Genomic DNA, 11,555 nt, shown 5'->3' with positions numbered 1-11,555 from the left:
GACGATGAGCAAGTTCGAAGACATCAAGCTGCTGCGCGTGAACTACCTGCGCGGCCCCAACATCTGGACCTACCGGTCGGTCCTCGAAACCTGGCTGGACCTCGGCAAGCTCGAGGACTTCCCGTCGAACAAGCTGCCCGGCTGCAACGACCGCCTGGTGGCCATGCTGCCGGCCCTGACGGAACACCATTGCGGCGTCGGCGAGCGCGGCGGCTTCCTGCAGCGGCTGACCGAAGGCACCTGGTGCGGCCACGTGCTGGAGCATGTGGTGATCGAGCTGCTCAACCTGGCCGGCATGCCCACCGGCTTCGGCCAGACGCGCAGCACCTCGCAGCACGGCCTGTACCGCATGGTGTTCCGCGCCCGCGACGAGCAGGTCGCCCGCACCGCGCTCGAACACGGCCACCGGCTGCTCATGGCGGCGATCAACGACGAGCCGTTCGACGTGCCGGCGGCGGTCGAGAAGATCCGCGAGCAGGTGGACGACTCCTACTTCGGCCCCAGCACGGCCGCCATCGTGGCCGCCGCGACCGACCGGCGCATCCCGCACATCCGCCTGAACGACGGCAACCTGGTGCAGTTGGGCCACGGCGCCAGGCAGCGCCGCATCTGGACGGCCGAGACCGACCGCACCAGTGCCATTGCCGAGAACATCGCCTGCGACAAGGACCTCACCAAGACGCTGCTGAAGTCGTGCGGCGTGCCGGTGCCCGAGGGCCAGCTGGTCAAGAGCCCGGCCGAGGCCTGGGAGGCCGCCCAGGACATCGGCCTGCCGGTGGTGGTGAAGCCTTCCGACGGCAACCACGGCCGCGGCGTGGTGCTTGACCTGCGCACCCAGGCCGACGTGGAAGCCGCCTACACGCTGGCCGAGCAGCATGGCAGCGAGGTCATCGTCGAGCAGTACATCCGCGGCGAGGAGCACCGCCTTCTGGTAGTGGGCGGCAAGGTGGTGGCCGCGGCCCGCGGCGAGACCGCCTGGGTCACCGGCGACGGGCGGCTCACGGTGAACGAGCTGATCGACGCCCAGATCAATTCCGACCCGCGCCGCGGCGATAACGAGGACTTCCCGCTGGCGCGGCTGAAGGCGGCCGAGGACGGCGCCATCCTGTCGGACCTGCAGCGGCAGGGGCTCATGCCGGCCTCGGTGCCGGGGGCCGGCCGCAAGGTGCTGATCCAGCGCAACGGCAATGTCGCCATCGACTGCACCGACCACGTGCACCCCGAGGTCGACCACGTCGTGTCGCTGGCCGCCCGCGTGGTGGGCCTGGACATCGCCGGCGTCGACCTGGTGTGCGAAGACATCTCGAAGCCGCTGGCCGCGCAGGGCGGCGCCCTCGTCGAGGTGAACGCCGGGCCGGGCCTGCTCATGCACCTGAAGCCGGCCGAAGGCACGCCCCGCCCGGTGGGCCGCTCTATCGTCGACCACCTGTTCGCCGAGCACGAAACCGGCCGCATCCCCATCGTGGGCGTTGCCGGCTCGCGCGACACCGCCACCATCGCCCGGCTGGTCGCCTGGCTGATCCACCTGTCGGGCCGGCATGTCGGCCTGGCCTGCCGCGAAGGCCTGTGGCTGGGCAGCCGCCGCGTCGAACGCGGTGACTGCGTCAGGTGGGAGGCCGGCCAGCGTGTGCTGATGAACCGCGAGGTCACCGCCGCCGTGTTCGAGAACACGCCCGAGCTGATCCTGCGCGACGGGCTGGCCTACGACCGCTGCCAGGTCGGCATGGTGACCGACATGGACGGCGTGGAAGCGCTGGCGCACTACGACCTGCGCGAGCCCGAACAGATGACCAAGGTGCTGCGCACCCAGATCGACGTGGTGCTGGGTGACGGCGCCGGCGTGCTGAACGCCGCCGATGCCCGCGTGGCCGAGCTGGCCGAGCTGTGCGACGGCGAGGTGGTCTTCTACGCGGCCGAAGACAACGCCGCCGCGGCCGCCGCCATTGCCGAGCACCGCGAGAAGGGCGGCCGCGCGGTGCTGGTGCGCAACGACCGCATCGTGTTCGCCACCGGCCTCACCAAGACGATCGGCCCTTCGGTGTCGGCCGCCTGCAGCCATGCCCGCCTGGGCGCCCATGCGCTGGTCGCGGCCGTGGCGGCCGCCTGGGCCTTCGGCATTTCCCCTGAACTGATCGCCGCCGGCATCGAGACCTATTCCCCGGAAGCCTGATGGAAGTTTCACGCATCAGGGCCCTGCGTGGCCCCAACCTCTGGAGCCGTCACACGGCCATCGAAGCCATCGTCGCCTGCACGCCGGGCGAGCGCTCCCTGGCCGACATGCCAGGGTTCGAGAAGCGCCTGCGCGAGCTGTTCCCGGCGATCGGCGCACTGCGACCCGGCGCGGCCGGCGTGCCGCTGTCGCTGGCCCATGTGCTGGAAGCGGCGACGCTGTCGCTGCAGGCGCAGGCCGGCTGCCCGGTGACCTTCTCGCGCACCACCGCCACGGTCGAAGACGGCATCTACCAGGTGGTCGTCGAATACACCGAGGAACCGGTGGGCCGGCTGGCCTTCGAGTATGCGCAGGCCCTGGTGGCCGCGGCGCAAGGCGGCCCGGCCTTCGACGTGGCCGCGGCGCTCAAGGCCTTGCGCGAGCTCGACGAAGACGTGCGCCTGGGCCCGAGCACCGGCTCCATCGTCACCGCCGCCGCGGCACGCGGCATCCCGTGGCGCCGGCTCACCGAAGGCAGCCTGGTGCAGTTCGGCTGGGGCTCGAAGCAGCGCCGCATCTGGGCCGCAGAGGTGGACAGTACCAGCGCTGTGTCCGAATCGATCGCGCAGGACAAGGACCTCACCAAGAAGCTGCTGCATGCCGCTGGCGTGCCGGTGCCGCTGGGCCGGCCGGTGAAGGACGTCGAGGACGCCTGGGTGGTGGCGCAGGAGATCGGCCTGCCGGTGGTGCTCAAGCCGCAGGACGGCAACCAGGGCAAGGGCGTCACGGTGAACATCGTGACCCGCGAGCAGCTGGAGATCGCCTACCGCGCCGCCGCCGAGATCGGCGAGGTGATGGTCGAGAAATACCTGCCGGGCAGCGACTTCCGGCTGCTGGTGGTGGGCAACCAGCTGGTGGCCGCGGCGCGCCGCGACCCGCCCCTGGTGGTGGGTGACGGCAAGCACACGGTGCGCCAGCTGGTCGACCAGGTGAACGCCGACCCGCGGCGCGGCGACGGGCATGCCACCTCGCTCACCAAGATCCGCTTCGACGACATCGCGATCGCGCGCCTCGACGTGCAGGGCCTGAAGCCCGAGTCGGTGCCCGAGAAAGGCCGCCGCGTCGTGCTGCGCAACAACGCCAACCTGTCCACCGGCGGCACCGCGACCGACGTGACCGACGACGTGCACCCGGAAGTGGCGGCGCGCGCGGTGGCGGCGGCGCAGATGGTCGGGCTCGACATCTGCGGCGTCGACGTGGTGTGCGAGACCGTGCTGCGCCCGCTGGAAGAACAGTCGGGCGGCATCGTCGAGGTGAACGCCGCCCCGGGCCTGCGCATGCACCTTTCGCCGTCGTACGGCAAGGGACGCAACGTGGGCGAGGCCGTCATCAACCACCTGTACGGCCCGCTGCACGGCCATCACGGCCGCGAGCACGACAACGGCCGCATCCCGGTGGTGGCGGTGACCGGCACCAACGGCAAGACGACCACCACCCGGCTGATCGCGCACCTGTTCGCCACCAGCGGCCTGCGCGTGGGCATGACCAACACCGACGGCGTGCACATCAACGGCCGGCAGACCGACAGCGGCGACTGCTCCGGCCCCAGGAGCGCACGCAACGTGCTGATGCATCCGGACGTGGATGCGGCGGTGTTCGAGACGGCGCGCGGCGGCATCCTGCGCGAAGGCCTGGGCTTCGACCGCTGCCAGGTCGCGGTGGTCACCAACCTCGGCAAGGGCGACCACCTGGGCCTCAACTTCATCACCACCGTCGAGGACCTCGCGGTGCTCAAGCGCGTGATCGTGCAGAACGTGGCGCCCAAGGGCTATGCGGTGCTCAACGCGGCCGACCCGATCGTCGCGGCGATGGCCTCCGAATGCCCGGGCAGCGTGATCTACTTCGCCGCCGACCGTTCGCACCCGCTCATGGTGACGCACCGCGCGCAGGGCAAGCGCACCGTGTTCGTCGACGGCGATGCCATCGTCGCGGCCGAAGGCGCGTGGCGCGAGAGCCTGCCGCTGCGCGACATCCCGCTCACCCGCAACGGCGCCATCGGCTTCCAGGTCGAGAACGTCATGGCCGCCGTGGCGGCGGCCTGGGGCGTGGGGCTCGACTGGGACACCGTGCGCCGCGGGCTGGCGAGCTTCGTGAGCGACGCGGCCAGCGTGCCGGGCCGCTTCAACGTGATGGACTACCGCGGCGCCACCGTGATCGCCGACTACGGGCACAACCCCGACGCCATGGTGGCGCTGGTGCAGGCGGTGGAGGCCATGCCGGCGAAGCGCCGCTCGGTGGTCATCAGCGGCGCCGGCGACCGGCGCGACGAAGACATCCGCGAGCAGACGCAGATCCTCGGCCGTGCCTTCGACGACGTGATCCTCTACCAGGACGCCTGCCAGCGCGGGCGCGAGGACGGCGAGGTGATCGCGCTGCTGCGCGAAGGCCTGCAGGGTGCCTCGCGCACCCGCGAAGTGCTCGAGATCCGCGGCGAGTTCATCGCCATCGACACCGCCCTCGAGCGACTGCAGCCGGGCGACCTGTGCCTGGTGCTGGTGGACCAGGTGGAAGAGGCGCTGGCTCACCTGGAGCAGCGCGTGTCGGCCGCGACCGCCGGCTGAGGGTACGCGGCTTGCCGCAACGGGAGGGCTGGGCCAGGCAACGGCCCATGCCCAACCACAGGAGCAAGCCATGCCGAATTCGAACGCACCCTCCGGACCGGGCAAGCCCGTTCGCGAAGCCCGGGCCCGCATCGAGGAACGCGAGAACCTCGACGAAGCGATGGGCCATGCCGAGTCGTACACCGTGCCGCACCGGGCGCGCTCGGCGCCGAATCGCACGCCGCCTCCCATGAACCAGGCGGGGAATGGCCCCGGTAGCGATACCGCGGGCACGAAGCGAGGCGACGATCGCGGGAATTGATGTGTCGCGGCGCGCTGGTGTAGTCGCAGCACCAGCGTTTGCCTCGTGGCAGACGGTATCCTCTCGACGGTCGCTGCCTGGTGTGGCGCGACGCATAAGAGTTTGAGCGCGAGGGAGCGCTCTGAGCCTACCGCCGATAAGTTGTGTCTTACGGGCCCCATCGTCGAGGAGCTTTGGTTGAGCCTACCCGCTGATTCCGACTTGCACGTGCTGCTTGCCCGGTTGGAGGTGTGGATGATCGAGTGACTGGTCGCGCAAAGGCCATTCACGGCGCCAAGGGCTTCGACGTGGATGTGTTCCGTCGCGGTATCTACGAGGGAACATCACCGTCCTTGAGTGCGCAGGTCTCTGTCTTGACGGTGCCAGAAGGCTCAGGCCAGTTGCTCGTAGTGCGGGTTCCGGAAGGTTCACACATGCCCTATGGCACCACTGCGGGATTGTTCAAACAGCGTGAAGGCAAGAACTGCATGCCTTTGGATCCGCAAGTCTTCGCGCGGACGCGCTGGAGTTCTGGGGCGCTGGACTGGAGCGGCCAAGCCGCTGATGCGTAAGCATCGGCGAGCTTGATCGCGTGCAGATAGAGCGTGCGCGCAATTTTCTCCGCTCCAAGGCGGCAACCTCCCCCTTGCTGGATCTGGGGGACGATGAGTTCTTGGCGGGTCTCGAAGCTGTGCGTGACGGCCGAGTTACCCATACTGGGCTGTTGCTGTTCGGACGCAGGGACGTGTTGGCCTCTCGCTGCCCTCAGGCTCAGTTCCACTATGTGTTGCTACGTGACGAAACGACGGTGGCACGCAACGATGTGGACCGCCTGCCACTGCTGGAGATCGTCGAACGCATAGACAACGTGTTTGAGGGCCCGCTCAATCCAGAAGAGGAAGTGCAACTGGGCTTGTTCAAACTGCGTATTCCGCAGTTCCCGATCGAAGCGGTGCGCGAAGGTGTGCTCAATGCATTGACGCACCGCGACTACACAGACCCAGGGGAAGTGTTGATCAAGCATTCGGTGGACGAACTTGTCATCGTGAGTCCCGGTGGCTTCATTGCCGGTATCACCCCGGAGAACATCCTTCGACATGAACCGAGAGCACGCAATCGCACGCTCGCCAATGCGTTTGTGAAGCTGAGGCTGGTGGAGTCCTCCGGCGTTGGTCGCAAGCGTATCTATCGCTCGGTCTTGAGATACGGGAAGCGGCGTCCGATTTACGCCAGCGATGCTCATTCAGTGACGCTGCGGATCTTCAACAGAGGTGCTAACCCGAGACTGGCTCGCATAGTTTCGGAGCTCGATGCCAGGGGTGCCCCAGTGACGCTGGACCACCTGCTGGTGCTCGATGCCTTGTTGCGCACAGACTTCATCGACGTTGCCGCAGCCCATGAAGTGCTGCAGTTGGAGCGCGACGAGGCAAGAGCCGCACTGGAGGTGATGGCTTCCGCAGAATTGGGCCTGCTGGAGCGGCGCGGTCACACGATGACGGCGACGTATCACCTTGCCAAAGGGGGTGGCTACCGCGCTCAAGGGCAAGGCGGCGTACACCCGATCGCGAGGCCTGAATCCCGTGAGATATGCCGAGATGACGCGTGAGTACCTGCGTGACCATGGCTCCATCGGCAACAGGGAGCTACGCGGTTTGCTGGGTCTGGGGGAATCCCCGTCCGCGACAGTCGAAGCTTCGCGCCTGCTGTCGCGCTGGAGTGGCCCGGGAGGGTTTCTCGATATTGAAGGTAGCGGCAAGAACCGGAGGTATCGCTTGCGCGACTTCGGGGTGCAGGATGCTTAGCGACTTGCTTAGCAATTCGCTGGACAACAAAAAAAGGCTTATAGAACAACCACTTGTGTGACTAGCATTTGCTGGTCACCACCGCAGTGGGAACCCGGCTTGCGCTTTCGCAGGGGCGCCCTACAGCCGCCGCGTCGTTTCCCGAACGATGAGTTCCAGCGGCGGCACGTCCACCGGCTCGACCCGCTGGCCCAGCATGTGCAGCAGCGCACGGGCGGCAAACAGGCCGATCTCGTAGATCGGCTGTCGCACCGTGGTGAGCGGCGGCGTCACATAGGCCGAGGCGGGGAGGTCGTCCACACCGACGATGGAGACGTCGTCGGGGACGCGGATGCCGCGGCGGTACAGCGCCATGCGTGCGCCGTAGCTCATCTGGTCGTTGGCAGCGAACACCGCGGTGAACGGCGCGCCGCTGTCGAGCAGCCGGTTCATCGCCAGCAGGCCGCCGCTTTCCAGGAAGTCGCCCTGCGTCACCAGCGCCGGGTCGGGTTTCAGGTTCGCTTCTTCATGGGCGCGGTTGTAGCCGGCCAGCCGGTCCACCGCATCGCCATGGTCGCGCGGGCCCGCGATGTGGGCGATGCGGCGATGGCCCAGCGAAAGCAGGTGGCGGGTGGCCAGGTAGCCGGCTTCGGTCTGGTCGAGCCAGGTGGCCACCAGGTTGTGGTCGTGCCGCAGCTTGCGGCCGGTCACCACGATCGGCTGGTGGCGAGCGAACTCGGCGATCTGCTCGTCGGCCAGGTGGCCGGTCAGGATCACCAGCCCGTCGATGCGGCGCGCCATCAGCAGGCGGATGCGCTGCGCTTCCTCGACGGCATTCCAGTGGCCGCTCACGATGATGGGCGCATAGCCGCTGTCGGCCAGGCCTTCCTCGATGCCGCGCATCGCCCGGGTGAAGAACGGGCTTTCGATGTCCTGCGCCAGGATGCCCACCGTCATGGTGGTGCCCATCTTCAGGCTGCGGGCCGAGAGGTTGGGGCGGAAGTCGAGCCGGCGGATCGCCTCTTCCACCGCGGCGCGTTTGCTGTCGGCCACCCGGGCCGTGCCGTTGAGGATGCGCGACACCGTGCTGGCCGACACGCCGGCCACGCGGGCCACGTCGATCACCGTGGTCGGCCCGGCCGGGGCGACGGGGGCGGGGGCAGGACGGGCTCTGGAGCGGGAGGCTGGCACTTCGGGATTCTCGTCTGGAGGGTCGCAATGGCAGAAATTATGACAACGATTTCAGCCGTGCACCGAGCAATCACCTAGCCGAACCTGCTTTGCGGTTGGCAAGGATTGCCAATTCATGACCAAACCCTCCCCTCGGGATTTTCCCTTAACCCGCGGTTTCAGCGGGGGTACGCCCTTGACGCTCGCTTGCACAGGGGAAGACACTCCGCCCCGTTGACGATGAAATCCTTTTCAAAGGATTTTCCAGGGTGCCGACGAAGGCTGCAGGGCCGCCTGCGGCCTTTTTCAGGTCAATCATGAAAACGATGCCAAAGAACCCAGTGCATCAAAACCCAGTGCATCAAAGGAGACCGGCAATGAGACTGAAGACAACGCTTGCGGCCGCTTCGGCCGTGTGGCTCGCCGCGACCGCTGCCCATGCGCAGACGGTGGTGACGGTGGCGTCCTTTCCCGACCTCGACCGTGCGGTCAAGGCGGCGATCCCGCTGTACAAGAAGGTGAAGCCCAACGTCGAGATCAAGCTCACCAGCCTGGCCTACCCCGACCACCACACCGCGATGACCACCGCGCTGGCCACCGGCGCCAACCTGCCCGACGTGATGGCGGTGGACTTCGACTTCATTGGCAAGTTCGCCGAGTCGGGCGGCCTGGAAGACCTGGGCAAGGCGCCCTACAACGCGCTGCAGCATCGGGCAAAGCTGTCGAAGTTCAGCGTGCCGCAGGGCACCAGCAGCGCCGGCGCGCTGGCCGGCGTTCCCACCGACATCGGGCCGGGCGCGCTGTTCTATCGCAAGGACCTGATCGAAAAAGCCGGCGTCTCGGAGGCCGACCTGACCAGGAGCTGGGAGTCCTACGTCGAGTCCGGCAAGAAGGTGAAGGCCGCCACCGGCGCCTACATGCTCGGCAATGCGGTCGACATCCAGGCGATCTACATCCGCTCGGGGCTCAAGGACGGCGAGGGCATCTACTTCGACGCCAAGGGCAACCCGCTGGTCACCACGCCGCGTTTCGTGAAGGCCTTCGAGCTCGCAAAGTCGGCCCGCGTGGCCGGCATCGACGGCAAGATCAACGCCTGGTCCAACGAATGGAGCGAAGGCTTCAAGCGCGACAAGATCGCCTCCCAGATGATGGGCGCCTGGCTGGCCGGCCACCTGAACAACTGGCTCGCACCCGACCAGAAGGGCAAGTGGCGCTCGGCCCAGCTGCCCGGCGGTGCCTATGCCTCCTGGGGCGGCTCGTTCTATGCCATCCCGAAGAAGGCACAGCAGAAGAAGGAGGCGTGGGACTTCATCCAGTTCCTGACCCTCAACAAGGACATGCAGATCGAGGCCTTCCGCAAGCTCGACGCCTTCCCCGCGCTGCTCGAAGCGCAGAACGACAGCTTCATCAACGAGCCGATCGAATACCTGGGCGGCCAGACCGCGCGCCAGCAGTGGAAGCAGGCGGCCGACCAGATCAAGGCCACCGCGGTCAACAAGCTCGACCCGATCGCGCGCGAGGTGGTCAATGCCGAACTCGAGAAGGTGCTCGAGCAGGGCAAGGACGTGAAGACCGCCCTCGCCGACGCACAGGCGCAGATCGCGCGCCGCGTGCGCCGCTGAAGCCGCCGACCTCGCACTGAAAAGCCCTCCAGGCGAGCCGCCGCACGCGGCTCGCGGGGGCTGCCTACGCCCGAAATTCCTCACATGCAGGCCACCTCGTCATCGCCCCAGGTCCTTGCCGCCGCCGCTGCCGCCCCGCGCGTGCGCCGCCGCTGGCTGCCGCAGCGCTGGGCGCCGTATCTCTTCATCAGCCCGTTCTTCGTGCTGTTCCTGGTGTTCGGCCTGTTCCCGCTGCTGTTCTCGATGGTCCTGTCGTTCCATCGCTGGGACCCGGCGGCAGGCCTCGAGGCGATGCGATGGGTCGGACTCGACAACTACGTCTACTCCCTGCGCGACGACGACTGGTTCCACAAGTCGCTCTACAACACGGTGTGGCTGGCCATCGTGTCGGGCCTGCCGCAGCACCTCGTCGCGCTGCCGCTCGCGTTCTTCTTCCACACCGCGCTCGGCCGCTGGCGCAACACCGTGGTGGGCATCTACTTCCTGCCCTTCATCACGTCGACGGTCGCGATCTCGCTGGTGTTCTCGTCGCTGTTCTCGCGCGACTTCGGCATCGTGAACGTGATGCTCACGTCGATGTCGCAATGGCCGGTGGTCGGCGCGCTCTTCCCCGCCGCACCGGTGGACTGGGCGCAGCCGGGCTACACCAAGTGGATGATCGCCTTCGTGGTGTGGTGGCGCTACGTGGGCTGGAATGCGGTGCTGTACCTGAGCGCCATGCAGACCATCCCGCGCGACCTCTACGAGGCCGCCACCATGGATGGCGCGAAACCGTGGCAGCAGTTCCGCCACATCACGCTGCCGCTGCTCAAGCCCATGGTGTTCTTCGCGGTCACGCTCACCATCATCGGCAACCTGCAGTTGTTCGAGGAGCCGTTCATCCTCACCGGCGGCACCGGCGGCATCGACCAGGCCGGCAAGACAGCGGCGATGCACATGTATGCCACCGCCTTCGTCGACGGCGACTTCGGCACCGCCTCGGCCGTGGCCTGGCTGCTGTTCCTGCTGATCGGCGCCACCACCTGGGCCAACCATCGCCTGCTGGGGCAGAAGTCATGAGCGCGGCAATGAGCAACCCCATGAACCCGCAGCGCGTCCTCTCGCTGGCCGTGCTGGCGGCCGGCGCCGTGCTGATGCTCGCGCCGTTCTACTTCATGTTCGTGTTCGCCACGCACAGCGACCGCGAGATCCTCTCGCTGCCGCCGCCGCTGTGGTTCGGCACGAACTTTCTCGACAACCTGCGCCTGCTGCTCGAGAAGCTGCCGTACTTCTGGCACAACCTGGGCTGGAGCGTCTACGTGGCAGCCGCCTCCACGCTGCTGAACCTGTTCTTCTGTTCGCTGGCGGGCTATGCGTTCGCGATGCACGAGTTCCGCTTCCGCGAGCCGCTGTTCGCGGCGGTCATGGCCACCATGCTGCTGCCAGCCTTCGTGGGCATGATCCCCAGCGCGCTGATCATGAGCTGGCTCGGCTGGATGAACGAGCCGCGCGCGCTCTACGTGCCGGGGGCCTGTGCCGCTCTGGGCATCTTTCTGATGCGCCAGTACATGGCCTCGGCCATTCCGCGCGACCTGATCGATGCCGCGCGCATCGACGGCTGCGGCGAGTTCGGCATCTACTGGCGCGTGGTGCTGCCGCTCATCGGCCCGGCACTCGGCACGCTCGGCCTCGTCACCTTCATCGCTTCCTGGAACAACTTCGTCGGCCCGCTCGTGGTCATCCGCGACATGGAGATGTTCACCGTGCCGCTCGCGCTGCGCTCGCTGCAGGGCTCGGGCCAGGTGCCGTGGGGCGCCATCTGCGCCGGCTCGGCCATCGCCGTGCTGCCCCTGCTCGTGATGTTCGTGTTCGCGTCGCGCCGCCTCATCGAGGGGCTCACCGCCGGCGCGGTGAAGTCCTGACCGTATCAACCTCGTTCGACCAAGGAACCTT

9 protein-coding genes are annotated in these 11,555 nt (G+C 67.5%); 8 read left to right on the top strand and 1 reads right to left on the bottom strand.

What is annotated here, in order from left to right; translation table 11 throughout:
- Window positions 1-4: 4 nt before the first annotated feature.
- From E8D38_RS04295 to E8D38_RS04275, 5 genes are all read left to right on the top strand, one after another.
- Window positions 5-2,170 (top strand): cyanophycin synthetase, encoded by a 2,166-nt coding sequence (locus tag E8D38_RS04295; protein ID WP_140626501.1) that lies wholly within the window; start codon window positions 5-7, stop codon window positions 2,168-2,170.
- On the top strand, window positions 2,170-4,770 hold the full coding sequence (cphA, locus tag E8D38_RS04290) for a cyanophycin synthetase (RefSeq protein ID WP_140626500.1): 2,601 nt from the start codon (window positions 2,170-2,172) through the stop codon (window positions 4,768-4,770). The genes E8D38_RS04295 and cphA overlap by 1 nt, the downstream gene beginning before the upstream one ends.
- A gap of 70 nt (window positions 4,771-4,840) precedes the next feature.
- Window positions 4,841-5,071, top strand: a complete 231-nt coding sequence (locus E8D38_RS04285) for a hypothetical protein (protein ID WP_140626499.1) — start codon at window positions 4,841-4,843, stop codon at window positions 5,069-5,071.
- Window positions 5,072-5,313: 242 nt separating this feature from the next.
- Entirely contained in the window at window positions 5,314-5,622 is a 309-nt protein-coding gene (locus tag E8D38_RS04280) for a hypothetical protein (protein ID WP_140626498.1), read from the top strand.
- A gap of 20 nt (window positions 5,623-5,642) precedes the next feature.
- Entirely contained in the window at window positions 5,643-6,656 is a 1,014-nt protein-coding gene (locus E8D38_RS04275; protein ID WP_219851643.1) for an ATP-binding protein, read from the top strand.
- A 316-nt stretch (window positions 6,657-6,972) separates the two neighbouring features.
- Here E8D38_RS04275 and E8D38_RS04270 read toward each other — a convergent pair whose 3' ends face one another.
- Window positions 6,973-8,022: a LacI family DNA-binding transcriptional regulator gene (locus tag E8D38_RS04270; RefSeq protein WP_246099353.1), complete on the bottom strand. Its 1,050-nt coding sequence runs from the start codon at window positions 8,020-8,022 to the stop codon at window positions 6,973-6,975.
- A gap of 356 nt (window positions 8,023-8,378) precedes the next feature.
- Here E8D38_RS04270 and E8D38_RS04265 point away from each other — a divergent pair, with 356 nt between their 5' ends.
- From E8D38_RS04265 to E8D38_RS04255, 3 genes are all read left to right on the top strand, one after another.
- Window positions 8,379-9,623 (top strand): extracellular solute-binding protein, encoded by a 1,245-nt coding sequence (locus E8D38_RS04265; protein WP_140626496.1) that lies wholly within the window; start codon window positions 8,379-8,381, stop codon window positions 9,621-9,623.
- Window positions 9,624-9,707: 84 nt separating this feature from the next.
- Window positions 9,708-10,682, top strand: coding sequence for a carbohydrate ABC transporter permease (locus E8D38_RS04260; protein WP_140626495.1), 975 nt, complete (start codon window positions 9,708-9,710; stop codon window positions 10,680-10,682).
- A gap of 8 nt (window positions 10,683-10,690) precedes the next feature.
- On the top strand, window positions 10,691-11,524 hold the full coding sequence (locus E8D38_RS04255; protein ID WP_219851640.1) for a carbohydrate ABC transporter permease: 834 nt from the start codon (window positions 10,691-10,693) through the stop codon (window positions 11,522-11,524).
- Window positions 11,525-11,555 lie beyond the last annotated feature (31 nt).

Source organism: Methylibium rhizosphaerae (genome assembly GCF_006386545.1).
Classification (GTDB): Bacteria; Pseudomonadota; Gammaproteobacteria; order Burkholderiales; family Burkholderiaceae_C; genus Pseudorivibacter; species Pseudorivibacter rhizosphaerae.
Note: the sequence above shows the minus strand (reverse complement) of the source record. Positions and strands in the feature narration are given on the sequence as shown.